This window comes from Sphingobium xenophagum (assembly GCF_002288285.1).
GTDB classification, from domain to species: domain Bacteria; phylum Pseudomonadota; class Alphaproteobacteria; order Sphingomonadales; family Sphingomonadaceae; genus Sphingobium; species Sphingobium xenophagum.
The window spans coordinates 552,519-573,514 of record NZ_CP022746.1 but is presented as its reverse complement, the minus strand read 5'-3'; the positions used below and the strand labels follow the sequence as shown (position 1 = coordinate 573,514).

Below are 20,996 nucleotides of genomic sequence, written 5' to 3'. Positions count from 1 at the left end.
GAACAGCGAGAGAAGGACTCCAGGCAGCCTCATAACAGGGCATCCAACCGTTCCAGATGGGCGGCGATGGCATCGGGCGGCAGGAAGGAGCCGGTGAAGCTGTTTCGGGCAAGCTGACCCAACTGCGCCCTGGTGAGCCCACGCGCTACGGCGGCCGCGCGATAATTGTCGGCGATATAGCCGCCAAAATAGGCGGGATCGTCCGAGTTGATCGTCGCGCGCAGGCCGCGGTCCAGCATCCGGTCGATCGGATGGTTGACCAGATCATCGACCACGCACAGCTTGAGGTTGGAGAGCGGGCAGACCGTGAGCGTCATGCCTTCGCGTGCCAGCCGGTCGACCAGCGCATCATCCTCCAGCGCGCGATTGCCATGGTCGATCCGGTCGACCTGAAGCAGGTCGAGCGCCTGATAGACATAGGCGGGCGGCCCTTCCTCTCCGGCATGGGCCGTGAGGCGCAGGCCCATTGCCCTCGCCGCGGCAAAAACACGGGCGAATTTTTCGGGTGGATGGCCGGTTTCGGATGAATCGAGGCCGACGGCGGCGATCTGGTCGAGCCAGGGCTCGGCGGCGGCCAGCGTTTCGAAGGCCGCCTCTTCGCTCAGATGACGCAGGAAGGAGAGGATGAGCGCGCTGCTGATCCCATGGCGCGCCTGCGCGTCGGCCATGGCGGACAGCAGGCCCTCGATAACCGTGGCGAAAGGGATGCCCCGATCTGTATGGGTCTGCGGATCGAACATGAGTTCGGCATGAACCACGCCATCCGCCGCCGCGCGATCGAAATAGGCAGCGGCGAGATCGTGGAAATCCCGCTGCGTCCGCAGCACGTCTGCCCCGGCATAATAGATGTCGAGAAAATCCTGCAAATTGCCAAAGGCATAGGCCGCACGGACATCCTCCACGCTGGCATAGGGAATGGCGACGCCGTTGCGCTCGGCCAGCGCGAACATGAGTTCCGGCTCCAGACTGCCTTCGATATGCAGATGAAGTTCAGCCTTGGGCAGGGCGCGGATGAAGCTGTCGAGATCAGTCATGATGCTGTGCCTTGTCGGTTCCAGGCGCATTGGCCCATGATGTAGGTCCGCGCGATGGCGCGGTCGTCGCCCAGGATTTGCAACGCGAAGAGGCGCTCTGCAAGCGTGGCCTTTGCCGTGCGACGCGCCAGTAACGGCGTGGCCGCACAGTCGAGCAGAACGAAATCCGCTTCCTGCCCCGGCTCCAACCCGCCGACCCGATCGTCGATATGCAGAAGCGTAGCGCTGCCCGCTGTCGCCAGATAAAGGGCGCGGAAGGGATCGAGCGGGTAATCGCGCGACAGGGCGGCCTGATAGGCAAGACCCGCCGTATGGAGCAGTGAAAAGGATGTGCCCGCGCCGACATCGGTGCCAAGGCCAATCCGTACGCCATGGGCATCGGCCTGACCAAAGTTGAAAAAGCCTGAGCCCAGGAACAGGTTGGAACTGGGGCAGACGGCGATTCCAGCGCCGCTTTCCGCGAGGCGGGTGCAGGCATGGTCCGACAGGTGGACGCCATGGGCAAAAACCGACCGGGCACCGACCAGACCAAAGCGGTCATAGACATCGAGATAGTCGCGTGCCGTCGGGAAGCGGTCAGCCACGGCGGAACATTCGCGGAGATTTTCGGCCAGATGCGTGTGCAGCAATATGTCGGGGTGATCGGCCAGCAATGCGCCGGCGACCTGCAACTGCGCGTCCGACGACGTGAGGGCGAAGCGCGGCGTCACGGCATAGCCCAGCCGTCCCTGCCCCCGCCAGCGGCGGATCAGCGCTTCGCTTTCGTCCCGCCCGCTTTCCGGCATGTCCGCCAGCCCGTCCGGCCCCAGATCCATCAAGATCTTGCCTGATAGAATGCGCATGTTCCGGTCGAGCGCTGCGTCGAACAGCGCGTCGACCGAATGCGCGTGAACGGTAGGAAAGACAAGCGCGCTGGTCGTGCCGTTGCGCAGCAACTCGTCCAGAAACAGGTTCGCCAGGCTGGCGGCATGGGCGCGATCAGCAAACGCCTTTTCCGCAGGAAAAATATGGCGATCCAGCCAGTCAAGCAACTGTTCGCCGTGCGAGGCGATATGATCCATCTGCGCATAATGGACATGGGCGTCGATGAAGCCGGGGACGACAAGGCCGGGGAGATGATCGATCGGGATGCCCGGATAGCTGGGGGCCAGACTTGCATAGTCGCCACGTGCGACGATGAGGCCGTCCTCCACAATGAACAACCCATCCGGTTCGTAGCGAACGGCATCAGGATGACGATGCGGATCGCGCGACACTGACAGCATTTCGCCGCGAAAGCCCTTGATCCCCTTGGCCATCTGCATCATGCCGCCCTCAATTGCAGCAGTTGGGCCAGGACGGCGATGGCGATGACATCGGGTTCCTTGCCCATGACCCCCGGCACGCCGATCGGCGAGGTCAACCGGGCGCGGGCCTGTGCATCGATGCCATCGCGCGTCAGCCGCGCATGGAAACGCGCGCCCTTGGTGGCGGAGCCGATCAGGCCGACATAGGCGCAGGGCGGACGGCTCAACGCAGCCTGGGTCAGGCGATAGTCGAGGCCATGGTCATGCGTCAGGATGAGAATGGCGGCATCGTCAGGCGCGTCGGCCACACATTGCTCTATTGCTGCCTCCGGCACGACGGCGACCCCATCGATCGTTTCGAAAACCGGGCGCGTGTCGAACCAGGACAGGCGGAATGGCAGGTTTGCAGCGTGGCGGGCGATTGCCTGACCGACATGACCCGCACCAAACAGATAGAGCGGCCGACGGTACTGACCGATAATTTCCGCCAGACAGTCGCCCGCGCGGGGACGGTCCCCCCGCGCCGACGGGGGCGACGGCACGGCATGATCGCCCACATGCCTTTCCACCCGGTCGGATTGGAACGTCGAAACGAGAATTCGATCGTCCGCGGCATCCGCCAGCCAGCCCATGGCGCCGGGATCGCAATGTTCAATGAGCAACCGTACCCGACCGCCGCAACATTGGCCCAGCAGCGGCCCAAGCGGATAATCCTGCACCCGCCACTGACCCGGCGGCAGCGCCAATATGGCGCGCGCCTGTTCGACCGCGCGATATTCGAGCTGACCGCCGCCAATGGTGCCATGCAGCCCCTGATGCGTGACCAGCATGCGCGTCCCCGTCCCACGCGGCGCGGAGCCTTCGCTGCCCAGGATGGTGATCAGTGCGCTTGGTGTCTTGCCTGCAAAGTGCCGCAGCCAGTCCAGCCACTCGCTCATCGCGCGCGATGCTCGCTGACCGCACGCAATATGCGTTCGGGCGTGGCGGGGGCGTCAAGGCGGGGCAGCGCGCGAACATCCGGCGCAACCGCCGCCACGGCGCGGGTCAGGGCGGAAAAGACCGAGATGGCGAGCATGAAGGGCGGCTCACCGACCGCCTTGGACCGATTGATTGTCGGCTCCACATTCTCCCCGTCCCACAGGCTGATCGTCATATGGGCGGGGCGATCCGACGCGGTCGGGATTTTGTAGGTCGCTGGCGAATGGGTGAGCAAGCGGCCCTGATCGTCAAAGACCAGTTCCTCGGTCGTCAGCCAGCCCTGCCCCTGAATGAAGCCGCCCTCGATCTGGCCGATGTCGATCTGGCGATTGAGCGAACGGCCAACATCATGGAGAATGTCGACGGCCAGCACCTTATGCTCGCCGGTCAGCGTGTCGATCGCGACTTCGGACACGGCAGCGCCATAGGCGAAATAATAGAAGGGGCGTCCCTGATGCGCTTGCCGGTCATAGGCAATGTCGGGCGTCGCATAATAGCCGGTGGCGGCAAGCGAAACGCGGCCAATATGCGCTTTGCGACACAGATGCGCAAAGGTCAGCCGCTCGGTGCCCGCGATCACGCCTTCGGGGGTAAAATGCACCTCGCTGTCGGGGCAGCCGAAGGTGCGGGCAAGGAACCCGGTCAGCCGTTCGCGGATCGTCATCGCCGCCTGATAGGCGGCCATGCCGTTCAGGTCCGCACCGGACGAGGCGGCGGTGGCCGATGTATTGGGCACCTTGTCGGTGCGCGTGGCGGTGATCCGCACCCGGTCGATCGGCACGGCAAAGACGTCGGCGACGACCTGCGCCACCTTGATATACAGCCCCTGCCCCATTTCCGTGCCGCCATGATTGATCTGGATCGACCCGTCGGCATAGACCAGCACCAGCGCGCCGGCCTGATTGAGGTGCGTGGTCGTAAAGCTGATCCCGAACTTGACCGGGGTTAGGGCTATGCCACGCTTGATGATCGGGCTGGTGGCGTTGAAGGCATCGATTGCGGCACTGCGCGCGTCATAACGGGCGTCGGCGCGCAACCGGGCGATAAGTTGCGGTGCGATATTGTCCGCGATGGTCATGCCATAAGGCGCGACATCGCGACCGGGACCATAGAGATTGGCGCACCGCACCGCCAGCGGATCATGACCCAGATGCGCGGCAACATCGTCCATGACGCGCTCTATCGCCAGCATCCCCTGCGGCCCGCCGAAGCCACGAAAGGCCGTGTCGGACACGGTGTTGGTCTTGAGCCGTTCCGACAGGATTTCAACATCCGGCAGCCAATAGCAATTGTCGGCATGGAACATCGCCCGGTCGTTGATCGCGGGGGACAGATCGACCGTGGCGCCGCAGCGAGAGGCGAGACGCAAATGCAGCGCCAGTACATGGCCCTGCGCGTCGAAACCGACATCATAGGTGACGCGGAAGGCGTGCCGCTTGCCCGTCATCACCATGTCATCGTCCCGGTCGCAGCGGAATTTGGCGGGGCGGCCCGTTTTGTCCGCGACCAGCGCGGCCGCCGCGGCGAACAGAGCCGCCTGCGTTTCCTTGCCACCAAAGGCGCCGCCCATGCGGCGTACCTCCACCGTCACGTCGGCGGAGCGGCGATGCAGCATATGGGCGACCAGATGCTGGATTTCGCTGGGATGCTGGGTGGAACAGAGCAGATGAATCTGGCCATCTTCGCCCGGTGTCGCGACAGCGACCTGCCCCTCCAGATAGAAATGATCCTGCCCGCCCATATCGAAGCTGCCAGTCATGCGATGGGGCGCGCTGGCCAGCGCAGCAGCAGCATCGCCGCGCGCCATCCGCTGGGTCGGTTCGATCAGTGACTTGGCCGCCTGCGCCGCCGCGATCGTCAGGCAGGCGGGCAATGGTTCATAGTCTATACTGGCGAGGCGGGCGGCCTTGCGCGCCGCGCGCTGGCTGGTGGCGGCGACCAGGAAGATGGCTTGTCCAACGCAGATCACTTCGCCATCGGCCAGCAGCCGATCGTCGCCTGCGACCGGACTGACATCATTCGCGCCGGGGATGTCGGCGGCGGTAAAGACATGCACGACACCTTCGGCCGCCCGGACGGCAGACAGGTCCATGGACCGGATGCGGGCATGGGCATGGGCGCTCTGGCCAAAAGCCAGATGGAGCATGTCGACAGGTTCCGGCCCGTCATCGGCATAGCGGGCCGCGCCCGTGACATGGAGCGGCGCGCTGTCATGCGGGTGTGAGGGCTTGGGCAGAACATGCCATGCAGGATCGCGATCAGCCATGGACGGCTTCCAGACCAAGCACCGACACGGCCTGCCCCTGTTCCCGGTGCCAGAGGCGCAGCAGCAGATTGGCGGCGGCGTCGAGGCGATAGGCAGCGGACCCGCGAACGTCGGAGAGGGGGGCATAGTCGGCGCGCAGCGCGTCAGCCGCCTTTTCCACCGTCGCCAGCGTGAAAGGCTGACCCGTCAGCGCGGCTTCGCACATCGGCGCCCGGCGCGGCGTGGCCGCCATGCCGCCAAAGGCGACACGCGCGCCGGTCACGATCCCGTCAGCGACGGCCAGATGAAATGCACCGCAGACCGCTGAAATATCGCTGTCGAAGCGGCGGGACAATTTGGCGATATGGATGATGGCTTGGGAATCGGGTCGCGGAATCCACAGGCTTTCGACAAATTCCCAGGGGCGACGATCCTGCTTGCCATAGTCGAGGAAATAGTCCTCCAGCGCCATCGTCCGTCGCCCGTCCCGGCTGCGCAACGTCAGTTCCGCCCCAAGCGCGATGAATGCGGGCGGACCATCCCCGATGGGCGATCCATTGGCGATATTGCCGCCGACCGTCCCGGCATTGCGCACCTGAAGCCCGCCGATCCGGCGGGTAAGTTCGCCCAGATCGGGATGAAGGCGGGCAAAGGCGGCGTGGGCGTCGGCATAGCGCACCCCCGCGCCCAGCCGGACGCCTGCAGGGCTTTCCTCGATCGTCTGTAATTCGGTAACGTCGCCCAGAAAGATCAGCGTGTCGATGCTCCGCAATCCCTTCGTCACCCAAAGGCCCACATCGGTGGCGCCCGCGACCATGCGCGCATCGGGATGGTCGGCGAGCAGGTCAGCAAGCTCGGCTCCACTGCGCGGCGCGAACCAGCGGCGATCGCCATGCTGGCCTGATGCTGCGGGCCGCTCGCGCAACGCCTTCAGCGCGACCGCGGTTGCCGTGTCGTCCCGCTCCAGCGGCCCGGTGGCATCGGCTGCGGCCAGGATGGGGCCATAGCCTGTGCAACGGCACAGATTGCCCGCCAGCACGTCGGCGACCGGCAGGTCATGCCCACTTGCCCCGACGCAGCGACCATAGAGCGACATGACGAACCCCGGCGTGCAAAAGCCGCATTGCGAACTGCCATTGGCAGCCATGCATGCCTGCAACGGATTAAGCGCGCCGGCGGGCGCCAGGCTTTCGACGGTCAGCAGTGCGCGACCATCCAGCATCGGCAAGAACAGGATGCAGGCATTGACCGCGCGCCAGACGATAGCGTCGCCATCCAGATCGCCAACCAGCACGGTGCAGGCACCGCAATCGCCCTCCGCGCAGCCCTCCTTGGTGCCGGTGCGGCGCATCCTGTAGCGCAGATGATCGAGCAGGGTAGCGGTGGGATCGACATCGGCGATCTCGACCAGATCGCCATCCAGCAGGAATTGCACGCTCATTTCAACTGCCCCGATAGGTTGAATAGCCATAGGGCGAGACGAGCAAGGGGACGTGATAATGGCTCCCATCGGCAATGCCGAAATCGATGATGACGGAGTCGAGGAAGGGCGGATCGGCCAGCGCAACGCCGCGCCCGGCAAAATAGCGGGCAATCGCGAATTCCAGCCGATAGCGCCCCGGCGCGACCGGCGGCAGGCCGGGGCAGCGGCCATCGGCATCAGTCACACCGGCGAACAGGATCGTCCCGTCGCTATGGAGCAGGCGCAGCGCGACGTCGGCGGCGGGGCAGCCATGGCTGGTGTCGAGGACATGGGTGGAAAGGCTGGCCATCATGCTGCCTCCTCTTGGGGTTTTGGCCACTGCCCGACAAATTCCGCTTCATCATAGGCCAGCAGGTCAGCGACCAGCGCGGTGCGGTCATCCAGGAAAAGCTGGTCGGTGATGCCGCGCAGCAGCCGGGGCAGCGCGGTTTGCAGGCCCGACAGGGCGGATGCCGACAGGCCAAGGCTGATGAGCGCTGAATAGTTGAAGGCGAACAGTCCGTGCAGCGCCGCTGCGCCAGCTTCGGTCCGGGGTATCAGTTCAAAGCCCTCGCCCAGATAAGGATGCGTATCGATCAGCGCATTGGCGCCGCCGGGCGGAGGGGTGAAACGATCGGCCCAGCGCGCGATATGCGGCGCGACCGCGCCCAGTTCGCTGCGCAGGCCGGGGTCGCTGACAAGGCCGGTCGACAGGATCACGAAATCGAACGCATACGCACCCTGCGGCGTGGTCACGCATACCTGATCGTCGATCAGATCGACCGACAGCCAGGGCGCGCCCAGATGAAGGTCGAAGCCGGGCCAGGCGGCTGCGCGATCGAACGTGTCGTTGGTGGGCGGCTGGTTATGGCCAAGAAACGACGCCATCACCGCATATTTGTCCGCGTCTGACAGCGCGGGATAGCGGCCGGTGAAACCGACCCGTTCCATGAAGCGGATCGGGTTGATGCGCGGCAGCACGGGGCGGCGTATGAAGACATGCGCCTCACCCACGCCGAGGCTCAGCGCCGCATTGGCATTGTCGAAGGCCGAGGCCCCTCCCCCCAATATGCCGATGCGCTTGCCAGCGAGCGCGGCAAAGTCGATCGGTTCGCTGGTATGGGCGTAGCGGTCGCGGGGCAGGGCGTCGCGGATCATGGCGGGCGCGTGCCATTCGCCACCGCCCTGTATGCCGGTCGCCAGCACCACCTTGCGCGCCAGTAGCGGCGGCTGACCGTCCAGATGCAGGCGGTGAACGCCATCCTCCATCGGCTCGATCAGGGAGAGTTTGGTGTCGTTGCGCACTGGCAGGTTCAAGACGCGACGATACCAGCGCAGATAGGCCATCCAGTCGCCACGCGCGATCTTGTCGACCGCCTCCCAGCCCGCCGCGCCATGCTGCGCTTCCCACCAGGCGCGATAGGTCAGCGCCGGAATACCGAAATCGATGGGGTTGAGTTCCTTGGGCGTGCGCAGGGTTATCATCCGCGCATAAGTGTCCCATGGACCTTCCAGCCCGGCAGGATTTTCGTCGATGACCAGGATGTTGGACACACGCTCGCGCAGCAGGCCAAAGGCTGCGGCCAGGCCGCTCTGCCCGCCGCCGACGATGATGACGTCATGGACATGCCCGTTCGGATGGGTGCGCGGACGGGTCCAGTCGGCGCCGCCATGGCCGATCAGCACGAGTTGCCGGGCCAGCTCGGATTCCAGCGCGGCCAGGCTCATGCCATATCCTCCAGCCGCAGCCGGACGATCTCGCCAATCTGGGCAAGCGCGGTTGCGATCTCTTCGTCGCGCCCATGGCTGAGCCGCTGCTCCATGGCGGCCAATATACCCGCCTTGTCGGTCAGCCGCACGCAGATGATGAAGGGGAAATCGAAGCGCGCGCTATAGGCCGCGTTCAAGGCGTGGAACCGTGCATATTCTTGGCTGGTCAGTCGATCCAAACCCGCCGACGCCTGTTCAGCGGCGGAGGCATCGGTCAGTGTCTTGTCAATCGCCGCCTTGCCCGCCAGTTCAGGATGCGCGCGGATCAGCGCCAATTGTTCGTCGGGCGTCGCGTCATGGACAACCGCCATCAGGTCGGCATGGCGGTTGCCCGACGATGGCCGCGCGTCCGCCCGCGCCTCGACCCAGGGACTATGTTCGAACAGCGCAGTCAATGCGTATTGCCCTCCAGACTGACATGGGCCGATACGACCTTCCAGCCATCCGCGAATTTGACCCAGCTCTGGGTCTGGCGGCCACGCCGCTCGCTATTGTCGCGGAAAAATTCGGCGTCAGCGGTAGCGAAGCTGTCGCCATAGACGGTGATCGCCACCTTCCCCAGCTTGCGCTGCGGCGATCCGCCGCGGCCCTTGCGGAATTCGCGGATCTCTTCAATGCCATAGAGCACTTCGCCCACGCCATAACGGTTGGTGGTGGGCGCGTCATGGAACAGCCCGTCCATGGCGGGCACATCATCCGCCATCAGCGCGCGCTCATATTCCATGAAGGCAGCGGTGACTTCGGCGAGCAGGATCGGATCGTCTATGGTCATGCGGGGTGGACCTCCATCCAGTGGCGGGCAATGTCGATGCGCCGGGCGACCCAGGCATCGCCGCTGGCGATGACATGGTCCAGGAAGCGGGCGAGCGCGGCGGCGCGGGCCGGTCGCCCGGCGATGCGACCGTGCAGGCCGACCGACATCATCCGGCCACCCTCGGCACGCAGCTGATCGAACGTGTCGCGCAGATAGCGGAAGAACTGCTCGCCATCGGTAAAGCCGTTAAGCGCAACGCACTTCATGTCGTTGGCGTCGAGCGTGTAGGGGACGATCAGCTGCCCTTCTGCATAATAAGGCAGGTCGTCAGCATAGCTGTCCGCGTCATAGACGAAGCCACCTTCTTCGCGCACCAGCCGCGCGGTGTTGGGCGACGTGCGGCCCTGATACCAGCCGAGCGGGCGAGTGCCGGTCAGCTTTTCATGCAGCGCGATGGCCTGTGCGATATGGGCGCGTTCCACCTCTTCGGGGACATATTGATAGTCGATCCATTTAAGGCCGTGGCTGGCGATTTCCCAATTCGCCGCCAGCATGGCCTCTACCGCACCGGGGTTCATCGCCATGGCATTGGCGACGCCGAATATGGTCACGGGCAGGCCGCGTTCGGTGAACAGGCGATGCAAGCGCCAGAAACCGGCGCGGCTGCCATATTCATACAGGCTTTCCATCGCCATCGCCCGCGCCGGGTGGCTTGCCGCCCCGACCATGTCCGACAGGAAGGCTTCGGACCCCTTGTCGCCGTTGAGGACGCTATTTTCCGCGCCTTCTTCATAGTTGACGACGAACTGGACCGCGATGCGCGCGCCACCGGGCCAGCGCGGGTCAGGCGGGTGCTGGCCATAGCCGATGAGATCGCGATTCATGAACGCATTCCCCACATAAATCCTCCCCCTTTGGGGGAGGGGGACCGTTCGCGAAGCGAATGGTGGAGGGGTGTTCCCCTATCGAGAGAAAGACACCCCTCCGTCTGGCCTGCGGCCAGCCACCTCCCCTGCAAGGGGAGGATGACATAATCGCGATCAACACTCATGCGTCCCACGCCTCCAACGCTGCCGGGACCGCTGCGCCGGGCGGCAGGGCGAAACCTTCACGCAGCAGACAAGCTTCCAGAGCGCCCAGTGTTATCAACACCTTATGCTTCATGGCATTGTAGCCCATCGCGCCCATCCGCCAGATGCGGCCCTGCAACGGCCCGAAGGCGGTGCCGATCTCAATTTCGAAATGATCGCGCATGGCGGCCCGGACCCGGTCATTATCGACGCCATCGGGGATGAACACGCCGGTCACATTGGTCATGCGATGGATGTCATCGCCAAACAAAGTAAGGCCCATGGCGCGCAACCCTGCGCTCATGGCCCGGCCTGCGGCGGCGTGGCGGGCATAGCGCGCCTCCAGCCCCTCCCCCAGCATCACGCGCGCACATTCCCGCGCTGCGTACAGCATGGATGTGGCTTCGGTATGATGGTTCAACCGCTTGTCGGACCAGTAATCCATGATCATGGCGAGGTCGAAATAGTTGGAACCGATACGCGGACCTGCGCCATCGACGCTGTCGGCGCTGCGGATGCCCGCTTCGGTATGACGGCGAGCAAAAATATGATCAGCCGCGCGATCCGAAATGGTGATGGGGGCAGAACCGGACGGGCCGCCGAGGCATTTTTGCAGCCCGCCGGTCACGACATCGACGCCCCATCGATCGGCAGCAATTTCCATGCCACCGATAGTGGCGGTCGCATCGACATAGCAGAGCGCGCCAGCCGCCCGGCACAGGTCGCCAAGGCCATCGAGCGGCTGGGCCATGGTCGTGGACGTGTCGCCATGAACGCAAGCCACGATCCTGGGGCCGGTGCGGGCGATGGCGGCGGCGATCGCCTCCATCGGCACGACTTCGCCCCAGGGCGCGTCGACGGTTTCGATGACCGCGCCGATACGGGTCAATATTTCACGCAGCAGCAGCCCGAAGCGACCAAAGTCGATCACCAGCACCGTGTCGCCCGGCGCGACCAGCGACACCAGCGCCGCCTCTATTCCCGCGCGGGCTGTCCCGTCGATCAACATGGTCCATTGGTTCTGCGTGCCGAAAATCGGGCGATAGAGCGCCATGACCTGGTTCATATAGCCGGTCATTTCCGGGTCGAACTGACCCAGCAGATCGGCCGCCATGGCGCGCAGCACGCGGGGATGGGCGTTGACCGGCCCCGGCCCCATCAACAGGCGTTGCGGCGGGTCGATTTCGCCAAAGAGCAGAGGATCAAGCGGGGTCAAATGTCGCTCCCAATCGGTCGATAAAGCCAAGCATGACCTGCAATGCCACATCAACGTCGGCGGGGTCGACATGTTCGGCCGGATTATGGCTGATACCGTGCCGACAACGGATGAAGAGCATGGCCGTAGGACAGAGCGCTGCCATGACCATGGCGTCATGCCCCGCCCCCGATACAAGGCGGCGGACCGGATGCCCCACAGCCGCGATGGCGGCGTCCATCAGGTCCATGAGCGCCACGTTGCACGGGCTGGCGGGCAGGTCGTGGACGCGCTGGATCGCGAAATCGAGATCGCGGCGATCGGCTATGCCGGCCAGCGCATCGCATATAGCTTCCGCGGCCCGATCACGACGCGCCGCGTCACCTGATCTTATGTCGATCGTGAAGCGGACTTCGCCTGCTATGACATTGGGCGCGCCCGGCATCGCCTCTATCCGTCCCACCGTCGCGACCAGATCGGACGCATCGGCGCGGGCGATCCCCTCGATCGCCAGGATCATTTCGGCAGCGCCAGCCAGCGCATCGCGCCGCAGCGGCATCGAACTCGTGCCCGCATGACCGGCCATGCCCCTGACGATCGCCTGATAGCGCAATTGGGCGGCGATCCCGGTCACTGTCCCAACGGCCAGTCCCTCGGCCTCCAGCACCGGCCCCTGTTCGATATGGGCTTCAAGATAGGCAAGGGTGGAGCCGGGCGCGCGGGCCGCGGACAGATAGTTGGACAGGTTGACGCCCGCATGCGCCAGCGCCACACCGTCCGCATCCACAAGATCGAGTGCGTCGAGAGCCAAAGTCCCGGCAACTGCACGACTGGTGAGCATGGCTGCGGGAAAGCGAGACCCTTCCTCATCCCCAAAAGCAATGACTTCGATCGGGAAAGGCGGGCGCTGGCCGTTCTGTTGCAGGGTCGCCACGGCCTCGACACCCAGCATGATGCCAAGCGGCCCATCATAGCGCCCCCCATCGCGCACGCTGTCGAGATGGCTGCCAATGAGCAGAGTGGGCGCGCCAGGCAACGTGCCTTCATAGCGACCAATAAGGTTGGCGGCGGCATCGCGGCGCACGGCCATGCCCGCCTGCGCCATCCATCCGGCGAGCGCTTCCTGCGCCGCGGCATAGGCCTTGGTCAGATAGCCGCGATAGAGACCATGCGCCATGTCGCTATAGGGCGCGACGCCCAGTGCGTCGCAGCGCGCCACCGCTCTTGCGCCTCCGCTCACCATGCCGCCACCTGTCCGTCGCTGCGCGGATCGGTCGCCCCATCCAGGCGGCCATCGCCATGGCGAACGATCGCCCCGGCATGGCCCATCATCGCGGTCAGCGGCCCGACCCGCTCGACATCATGGCCTGCCGCTGCAAGATCGGTGTAGAGCTTGTCGTCGAACCCGTCCTCCAGCTTCAATGTCGTGCTGTTCTCGCCCCATGTCCGCCCCAGCAGCCAGCGGGGCGCGCTGATCGCCTGCTGGAGATCGACGCCGAAACGGGCGTAGCGGGAGAAGAGCGCAGCCTGGGTCTGGGGCTGCCCCTCCCCGCCCATCGTGCCATAGGCCATGAGGCGCCCATCATCGAAACGGGCAAGCGCGGGGTTGAGCGTATGGAACGGCTTGCGTCCGGGCCGAAGCGCGTTCCAGCCGTCCGCTGCCAGACGAAAGCTGCTGCCCCGGTTCTGCCAGGTGATGCCGGTGCGCGGCAGCACCAGCCCCGATCCGAACTCGAAGTAGGTGGACTGGATGGCGCTTACCATCCGCCCGTCCTTGTCTGCGGCGGCGAACCAGCATGTGTCCCCCTGTGCCGACGGGCGAGGCCAGGGCATGGCGCGGGCCGGGTCGATCGAGGCAGCGATGGTGTCCAGCGCGGCGGGATCATCGAGCAGTCCCTGATAGTCGAAATCATGGAAAGCGGGGTCGCCGACATGGGTATCGCGCAGCAGGAAGGCCTGCTTGGTCGCCTCGACCAGGCCGTGAACATGATCAAAGCCGTCCGCCTGAACCGCGCGCAACCGGTCGAACAAGGCGAGGATCATCAGCGACGCAAAGCCCTGCGTCGGCGGGGCGCTGTTGTAGAGGTCAATGCCGGTGATGCGGGTCTTGAGCGGCGCGGGTCGGCTTGCCTGATGCGCGGCCAGATCATCGCGACCAACCGGGCTGCCCAACTCCGCCAGATCCAGCGCGACCATATCGGCCAGCGCGCCGGCGTAGAAATCGGTCGGGCCATCGTCGGCGATCCGCCGCAGCGTCGCGGCGAGGGCGGGCTGGCGCAGCCTGTCGCCTTCGCGCAAGGGGCGGCCTTCCGGCTCGAAGATAGCGGCATAGGCGCCGGGCTGGATGCGCAGCTCCGCGCCCTTGGCCGCTGCGATGGCCGCGCCGCCGCTGGTCACCGCTACGCCAGTATCGGCATGGTGGATGGCGTCGCGCAACAGACGGGACAGGGGCAGCCTGCCCCCACCGCTTTCCAGTATCGCCGCCCAGCCAGACACCGTCCCCGCCACCGTATTGGCGGCAAGCGGCCCGCGTGTGGGCACCGCGTCCATCCCGGCATAGAGGCCAAGGTCTGCGCGCGCTGCGGCCCCGCCGCAGCCATGGACGCTGTGGACTGCGCCATCCGGCTCGGCAACCAGCCAGAAACTGTCCCCGCCGATGCCGGTCATGTGGGGATAGACCACAGCCAGCGTGGCTGCGACGGCAACCGCGGCTTCAACGGCGTTGCCGCCGTCCTTCAGCACGTCGCAACCCGCCTGCGCCGCCAGAAAATGGGGGGCGGTTACCATACCGTTCGTGCCGCTGATGGTGGAAAGCGCCATCGTCCTAGTCCGGCAGCGCAGCAACGAAGGCGCGCACGACATCGGCGCTGTTGACCGATGCCAGCGCCATGAACGTCGTCATCTGGTTCGCGCCAGCATCTCCCCCGGCCAGATCGGACAGGCTGCGGAACACGATGACCGGCACCTGATTGGCATAGGCGACCTGCACCACCGCCGCGCTTTCCATGTCCAGAACGCGCGCTTTCCACGCCTTGGCCAGATAGTCGCGAAATTCGGCATTGTCGGCATAGACCCCGGCGCTGACGCCCGTGCCGCCAACCACGATTTTGGGTTCATGCGCGAGGCAGGTTGCGCTGGTCGCCTGCCCTTCCACGCAACGGCGCAGGGTAAGGCCCGGCGCGATTTTGCGGGCGATCGCCAGCAATGCCGGATCGACGGCCTGCCGATAATGGCGGCGCGGCGCGTCGGTCGCATTGCCCAGCCGCACCCCGCGCGGGAACATCATGCCAAAGGGCGGCGGCGCGTCGGCATCGACAGGTTCGGGGACAACCCAGCCCTGCGGCGTCTGGCGCGCGAAGGACACTTCCAGATATTGCGCCCAATCTTCCGCGACGATGACATCGCCGATCGACAGGGCCGGATCGACCCCGCCTGCAATGCCGGAAAAGACGATCCGCTTCACCGTGAAACGATCCAGTACCAATTGGGTATTCATTGCGGCGTTGACCATGCTGACGCCGCTCTGCATCAGCAGCACCGGCTTGCCCGCCATGGTGCCGGTCAGGAAAGTGAGGCCGTTGACCTTATAGGTTCGGGGCTTGGCGACGGTATGAGCGAGCGCATCCCATTCTGGCGCAAAGGCGGTCATGACCACTGTACGCGGGGTCCGGTCGAGCGGCTTTGCCTGCACGGACAGGGGCAGCAATAGCGCGCATAGGGCGAGGAAGAGCGCGCGGATCATGCTGCGCTCATCCAGATGAAGCGGACAACGAACAGGCCAGCGAGCAGGAATAGGAACCAGTCAGCGCGTGTCGCCGTGCCGCGCAACAGCTTCAATATCGCATGGGCCGTGATGCCAAAGGCAAGGCCGTTGGCGATCGAAAAAGTGAGCGGGATCATCGCCACGGTCAGAAAGGCGGGAATGGCCGAAAGCGGGTCTTCCCACTCGATTTCAGTCAGCGGCAACAGCATCAACCCGCCAACGACGATGAGAGCGGGCGCGGTCGCGGCCAGCGGGACGATCTGGGCATAGGGGGCAACGAACATGGTCGCCAGGAATAGCAGGCCGGTGACCACAGCGGTCAGCCCGGTACGCCCGCCCGCCTGCACGCCCGCCGCACTTTCGACATAGGAGGTGACGGTGCTGGTCCCTGCGACCGATCCGACGATCGTGGCTGCCGCGTCGGTGATGAGGATGCGATTGAGGCCGGGAATGCGACCCGCCTTGTCGATCAGTCCCGCCCGCTTGGTCACTGCGACCAGCGTGCCGATATTGTCGAACAGGTCGACGAAGAGAAAGACGAAGAGGATTTCAAGGAGACCTAGCCCATGGCTGCCGGTCAGGCCGAACACGCCCGACAGGTCAAGCTGGAAGGCGGTGCCGGTCAAGGCGTCAAGGCTGTAGGGTTCCGGATTGATGACGACCTGGCCACATAGCCATCCTACCAAAGTGGTCGCGACGATGCCGATCAGCATCGCGCCGCGCACGTTCCAGACGCTGAGCACGCCGATGACCAGCAGGCCGAACAGGGCCAGAGCGGCGCCTGGTGCCTTCAAATCACCCAATGCCACGAAAGTCGCAGGATTGGCGACGATGATCCCGGCATTTTTGAGGCCAATAAACCCGATGAACAGGCCGATCCCGCCCGCAACTGCGGCGAACAGATGCATCGGTATGGCCGCGACGATCATCTGCCGCACGCCGGTCAGCGTCAGGATCAGGAAGGCGATCCCTGAAATGAACACACAACCCAGCGCAACCGGCCAGGGGACGCCCATCTGCTGGACCACGGTGAAGCTGAAATAGGCGTTGAGGCCCATGCCCGGCGCCAGTGCCAGCGGCGTGTTGGCGACCAGCCCCATCAGGATCGATCCAAAGGCCGCCGCAAAACAGGTCGCCGCCGCCACCGCTGCAATCGGCATCCCCGCCTGTCCCAGGATAGCGGGATTGACCAGCACGATATAGGCCATGGTCAGAAAGGTGGTGAAACCGGCCAGCACCTCCGTCTGGGCCGACGTTCCCCGTTCCCACAGGCCGAAATAGCGTTCGAGCCCCCCCGCCCCCGGCTGTACCGCCACGTCCGTCATTATGCGTCCCCTGATATGCGCCCGCTGGCCATGTTATGCCGGTCAGCCCCTTGTCTTCCAATAGGGCGGCGAAACGGAATAATGTCGCTTCGCCCCCTTCCCTGCCGATCAATTGCAGCCCCAGCGGCAAGCGACCCGGACGGCGCAGCGGCACGCTGAGCGATGGCAGGCCGGTGAAGCTGATCGGCTGGCTGTGAATGCCCAGGTCTGCGCGGGCTGGCGACAGCGCGCCGTCGATCAATATCTGCGGATCGGCGATCAGCGGCGCGGGACAGGGCGTTGCGGGGGCCAGCAGCACATCATAGTCCGCCATGATGTCTGCGATGCGTTGCCTATATTCCGCGCGAAACGCCTGCGCCGCGTCATAGAGGGCGTCGGGCAACAGGGCCCCTGCGATCAGCCGGTCCCGCGTGGCAGGATCGAACGCCATTGCGTCGCGGGTGAGCGCCTCTCGGTGCAATCTGCCGCCTTCCGCTGCGGTGATCAGGAAAGCGGCAGAGCGCGCGCGGGCAATGTCGGGTAGTTCGATCAGGGGCGCGTCGGGCGCAATGGCATCCATCGCGGCGATCTGATCGGGATCGACATTGTCACGAAACCGCCCGCCCAATCGCGCGATGCGGATCGGATCATCCTGCGCTGCCTGCCTTTCGGCCAGCACGTCCCAGATAGACCGCATGTCCGCCACGGAGACGGCGAAGGGACCAATATCGTCGAAACTGTCGGCGAAGGGAAATACCCCGCCCATCGGCAGCGCGCCGTGGCTGGGCTTGATGCCGTAAATGCCGGTCAGGCTGGCGGGAACGCGGATCGATCCATTGGTGTCGGAGCCAAGCGAGAAGGGCAGAAGCCCCGCTGCCACTACCGCCGCCGATCCCCCCGATGATCCGCCAGCCAGCCGGTCAGGAGCATGGGGGTTGCGGGTCGTGCCGTGCCGCGCGTTGATGGTGGCGAAGCCATAGGCGAATTCGTCCATGTTGAGCGTCGCGACCAGCACCGCCCCGGCAGCGCGCAGGCGGCATATGGCCTCCGCATCGGATTGCGCTGGCGGCGCATCGGCATAAAGGCTGGACCCGGCCGTGGTGGGCAGGCCGCGCACATCGAACAGATCCTTCACGCCATAGGGCACGCCCGCCAATGGTCCGGCTTCGTGCCCTGCCGCGATGGCGGCATCGACGGCGGCTGCCTCCGACCGGGCGCGATCGGCCAGAATGCGCGTCACCGCGACCAGTCGCCCGCCTTCGGCCGCCAATCCGGCCAGGCATTGCTCCAGCACGGCCATGGCGCTGGTCTTTCCCGACCGGACAGCGGCGGCGATCTCGACGGCCTGCTTCACGCTTTTCCAGCCGCAAACAAGGTGTCGGCATGACGATCCAGCAGCGCCAGATTGGCGCTGACGCCCGCCATGCAGGGTTCGGCGATGGTCAGGCCCCGCCTCTGCGCAGCATCCTCAATCTCTGCCCCGGTGCGCGGCAGCGCCGGGCGTTGAAGTGTTGCCCCGCCTCGCGCAAAGCGACCCGCCAGCGCGGCGCAGAGGAACAGCTGGATCTGGTGAAAGATCATCAGCGGCAGGATGATGACGCCAACCTGCGCGGCGGGGAAAAGCGCGCCCGCCATCGGCACGCCCGACACCAGGCTTTTCTTGGACCCGCAGAACAGCAAGACGATCATGTCCGCGCGCGGCAGGCCGACCAGGCGCGCAAGACCCAGAATCGCGCCCATTACGATGATCAGCATCAACAGACTGAGCAGCAATAGCAGCAACAGGTCCGCAATGCCCACCTGCGACCAGATACCACCGACCACGGCGGCACTGAACGCTGTATAGACGACCAGCAGGATCGACCCGCGATCGACCGGCATCAACAGCTTTTTGTGGCGATCGATGAATGCGCCGATCCAGGGCCGCAGCAGATGGCCCGCCAGAAAAGGCACCAGCAATTGCAGCGCGATGGCCTGCACCGAATGCCAGGAAAAGCCGCTGCCTCCGCCATCCACCGCCATGAACAGGCCGACCAGAAGCGGCGTCAGGATGATGCCGACAATGTTGGACAGGGATGCACTGCATACCGCCGCAGCGACATTGCCACCCGCTATGGCGGTAAAGGCGATAGAGGACTGGACCGTCGATGGCAGCAGGCTGAGATAGAGGAGGCCGGTCAACAGCAAGCCATCGCCATAGCCGCGCAAAAGGGCGACGAGGCTGAGGCCAATCGCCGGAAAAAGCATATAGGTCGAGGCCAGCACATAAAGGTGCAACCGCCAGTTGCCCGCCCCCGCAAGCACCGCGGCGCGCGACAATTTTGCCCCGTGCAGGAAAAATAGCAACGCGATCGCAAAGTCCGTCGCTGCCCTCACCCAGGATATGGCCGCGCCGCGCACCGGTGCGAAAGACGCCCCTGCCACCGTCGCGATCAGGCAGAGCAGAAACGGGTCTGGCAGGAAGGAAGGCTTTGACAGGCGGGCCATGGCCCCCCTTTAGGCCCATCCTGCCCTACCGATCCAATAGAATGACTTGCACGGATCGTTGCAAAAATGCGCTTACCCCAGGGCGAAACATGCCCGCGCGGCCCGTCGCCGCCATATGGATGGCGAATGAGAGCTATGATCGCCTGACCATCATTCCCGTTGGAGATACAGCGTGACCGCACCCGATGGCAGCGTCGTGGCGCTATAGCCTTGCGCCTTGGCCCAGGCGATCAGGGGCGATTCGAGACCCTGGGGACTGGCAGGCGAAGGCGCGCTTTCCTGACCCGTCACGATCGCTGCGGGCGGATAGCGGGTCAGGCCTTCCGCGACGCTGTCGCCATTCAGGACATGAAATGCGGCCCGCTGCGCCGGGGTGAGCAGGTTGCGCGTGCGAAACAGGAACGGGCCTGCGGCAAAACGCGGATCGAGCCTAATCCCGCTGTCAGCGACCCGTTCCGGCGTCAGGCTGACGATCGGACCAGTCACACCGGCGGCGCGCACGATCCGCCCGATCGCATGAGCGTCCATCGTTGCCGACAGGATGGGACTGTCGGCGCTTGCGACGTTCGGGGCAATGCGGATTGCCGTTTCGGCGACCCCTGCCCCCATGCACAATATCAAAATGGCGGTGATCGCGGGGCGCGACCAGCGCAGGTCATCCAGCATCAAGCCGAAGCGGAGAAACAGCGCTGGCAGCAACGGCACCAGATATTGGGCATAAATGGGTCGGGGCAGCCATGCAGCGACCAACCCCGCCAGGATCACGAAGTTCAGCAGCCCCTCTGCCATGGAAGATTTCCCATGTCGAAGGCGCGCCATCCCTATCATGATAAGCGCAAACAGGGCTGGGCCCTGCGCCAGAAAGCGTAGCAGCCGCACCGCGCTGAGCGGCGTTTCCACCATATAGGCCCGCTGGTTCAGCATTTGCCATTCCAATGGCGCCTTCAGGCTATAGTCGATAATGCCGAACCAGGCGGCGTCTGGCGCGATCCCCCACAGGATCAGGATAGGCAATCCACCGGCCATCCCCCTGCCGCCAGAGCCAGAACGTTCATCGGCCCAACCCGGCGCATGTTCAGCAGCGTGAACAAGCCGATGGCGGCGGCGGGCAGGCCATAGCTGATCTTGGCTGACGCCGCTGCGCCCAGCAACAGCCCGGCGAGCATGTAAGACAATGGGCGGCGAGCCTGACCGAGCGCGCCCAGCAGCAGCGCGAGGCCCGCCATGTGCAGCAGCAAGGGCAAGGCATCGTTGCGCGCGACCGTGGCAGCAAACAGGAAAGCATGGCAGGTGACGAGCGCGATGGTCGCGATCCCGGCGTTGCGCGACGATCCACCCTCCCTGCACAGGGCCCGAAATAGCAGGGCCGCCGCCCCTGCCGCGCACAAGGCATTGACCGCGCGCAGGGCAAGAAACAGCCAGCCCTCGCACAGCCATGCCAGCGGCGCGAAGATCAGCGGTTGCAGCGGCGTCTGGAGATAGGCGAAATCGCGATAGGGCAGACCCGATCGCATCAATGCGACCGCGGCGACATATTGCCCTTCATCATGGTCGATCGGCCGGAACGCTGCGATGCCCAACAGCACGGCGAGCACCAGCAGGAAAATGGAGAGCGTGTGGGCGCGCACGGCCTTGGTCATGACAGGGG

The 20,996-nt window shown here is 65.0% G+C and carries 18 protein-coding genes and 1 pseudogene; all 19 read right to left on the bottom strand.

The window, feature by feature from the left end; genetic code table 11:
* Positions 1 to 29: 29 nt before the first annotated feature.
* Entirely contained in the window at positions 30 to 1,034 is a 1,005-nt protein-coding gene (locus tag CJD35_RS17455) for an adenosine deaminase (RefSeq protein WP_086486371.1), read from the bottom strand.
* Positions 1,031 to 2,341, bottom strand: coding sequence for a guanine deaminase (guaD, locus tag CJD35_RS17450; RefSeq protein WP_017182006.1), 1,311 nt, complete (start codon positions 2,339 to 2,341; stop codon positions 1,031 to 1,033). Before guaD ends, CJD35_RS17455 begins: the two co-directional genes overlap by 4 nt.
* The gene (gene xdhC / locus CJD35_RS17445; RefSeq protein WP_086486372.1) at positions 2,338 to 3,258 is read right to left on the bottom strand and encodes a xanthine dehydrogenase accessory protein XdhC; all 921 of its coding nucleotides are present in this window, start codon (positions 3,256 to 3,258) and stop codon (positions 2,338 to 2,340) included. The genes guaD and xdhC overlap by 4 nt, the downstream gene beginning before the upstream one ends.
* Entirely contained in the window at positions 3,255 to 5,564 is a 2,310-nt protein-coding gene (gene xdhB, locus CJD35_RS17440) for a xanthine dehydrogenase molybdopterin binding subunit (RefSeq protein WP_017182008.1), read from the bottom strand. Before xdhB ends, xdhC begins: the two co-directional genes overlap by 4 nt.
* The gene (gene xdhA / locus CJD35_RS17435) at positions 5,557 to 6,984 is read right to left on the bottom strand and encodes a xanthine dehydrogenase small subunit (RefSeq protein ID WP_017182009.1); all 1,428 of its coding nucleotides are present in this window, start codon (positions 6,982 to 6,984) and stop codon (positions 5,557 to 5,559) included. Before xdhA ends, xdhB begins: the two co-directional genes overlap by 8 nt.
* 1 nt (position 6,985) lies before the next feature.
* Complete coding sequence (uraH, locus tag CJD35_RS17430) at positions 6,986 to 7,318, bottom strand: hydroxyisourate hydrolase (RefSeq protein ID WP_017182010.1); 333 nt, start codon at positions 7,316 to 7,318, stop codon at positions 6,986 to 6,988.
* Positions 7,315 to 8,733, bottom strand: coding sequence for an FAD/NAD(P)-binding protein (locus CJD35_RS17425; protein ID WP_017182011.1), 1,419 nt, complete (start codon positions 8,731 to 8,733; stop codon positions 7,315 to 7,317). Before CJD35_RS17425 ends, uraH begins: the two co-directional genes overlap by 4 nt.
* A complete protein-coding gene (gene uraD / locus CJD35_RS17420) occupies positions 8,730 to 9,170 on the bottom strand; it encodes a 2-oxo-4-hydroxy-4-carboxy-5-ureidoimidazoline decarboxylase (RefSeq protein WP_017182012.1) in 441 nt (146 codons plus the stop codon). Before uraD ends, CJD35_RS17425 begins: the two co-directional genes overlap by 4 nt.
* Complete coding sequence (gene hpxZ / locus CJD35_RS17415) at positions 9,167 to 9,547, bottom strand: oxalurate catabolism protein HpxZ (protein WP_017182013.1); 381 nt, start codon at positions 9,545 to 9,547, stop codon at positions 9,167 to 9,169. Before hpxZ ends, uraD begins: the two co-directional genes overlap by 4 nt.
* Positions 9,544 to 10,413, bottom strand: coding sequence for an allantoinase PuuE (gene puuE / locus CJD35_RS17410; protein WP_017182014.1), 870 nt, complete (start codon positions 10,411 to 10,413; stop codon positions 9,544 to 9,546). The genes hpxZ and puuE overlap by 4 nt, the downstream gene beginning before the upstream one ends.
* A gap of 163 nt (positions 10,414 to 10,576) precedes the next feature.
* Entirely contained in the window at positions 10,577 to 11,815 is a 1,239-nt protein-coding gene (locus CJD35_RS17405; RefSeq protein ID WP_086486373.1) for a pyridoxal-phosphate-dependent aminotransferase family protein, read from the bottom strand.
* Positions 11,802 to 13,037: an allantoate amidohydrolase gene (locus CJD35_RS17400; protein WP_017181638.1), complete on the bottom strand. Its 1,236-nt coding sequence runs from the start codon at positions 13,035 to 13,037 to the stop codon at positions 11,802 to 11,804. The genes CJD35_RS17405 and CJD35_RS17400 overlap by 14 nt, the downstream gene beginning before the upstream one ends.
* On the bottom strand, positions 13,031 to 14,614 hold the full coding sequence (locus CJD35_RS17395; protein WP_017181637.1) for a gamma-glutamyltransferase family protein: 1,584 nt from the start codon (positions 14,612 to 14,614) through the stop codon (positions 13,031 to 13,033). The genes CJD35_RS17400 and CJD35_RS17395 overlap by 7 nt, the downstream gene beginning before the upstream one ends.
* A gap of 4 nt (positions 14,615 to 14,618) precedes the next feature.
* Positions 14,619 to 15,536 carry a 5'-methylthioadenosine/S-adenosylhomocysteine nucleosidase gene (locus tag CJD35_RS17390; RefSeq protein ID WP_017181636.1) on the bottom strand — a complete coding sequence of 306 codons (918 nt, stop codon included), beginning with the start codon at positions 15,534 to 15,536 and terminating at the stop codon, positions 14,619 to 14,621.
* Positions 15,533 to 16,882: an NCS2 family permease gene (locus CJD35_RS17385; RefSeq protein ID WP_017181635.1), complete on the bottom strand. Its 1,350-nt coding sequence runs from the start codon at positions 16,880 to 16,882 to the stop codon at positions 15,533 to 15,535. The genes CJD35_RS17390 and CJD35_RS17385 overlap by 4 nt, the downstream gene beginning before the upstream one ends.
* A gap of 7 nt (positions 16,883 to 16,889) precedes the next feature.
* Positions 16,890 to 18,215: pseudogene (locus CJD35_RS17380) on the bottom strand (AtzE family amidohydrolase); the annotation flags it as partial.
* Positions 18,212 to 19,348: a bile acid:sodium symporter family protein gene (locus tag CJD35_RS17375; RefSeq protein ID WP_095687292.1), complete on the bottom strand. Its 1,137-nt coding sequence runs from the start codon at positions 19,346 to 19,348 to the stop codon at positions 18,212 to 18,214. The pseudogene CJD35_RS17380 and the gene CJD35_RS17375, both read right to left, overlap by 4 nt.
* Positions 19,349 to 19,498: 150 nt before the next feature.
* Positions 19,499 to 20,374: a hypothetical protein gene (locus CJD35_RS23160; RefSeq protein WP_244917274.1), complete on the bottom strand. Its 876-nt coding sequence runs from the start codon at positions 20,372 to 20,374 to the stop codon at positions 19,499 to 19,501.
* Positions 20,350 to 20,988: a glycosyltransferase 87 family protein gene (locus CJD35_RS23155; protein WP_244917273.1), complete on the bottom strand. Its 639-nt coding sequence runs from the start codon at positions 20,986 to 20,988 to the stop codon at positions 20,350 to 20,352. Before CJD35_RS23155 ends, CJD35_RS23160 begins: the two co-directional genes overlap by 25 nt.
* Positions 20,989 to 20,996 lie beyond the last annotated feature (8 nt).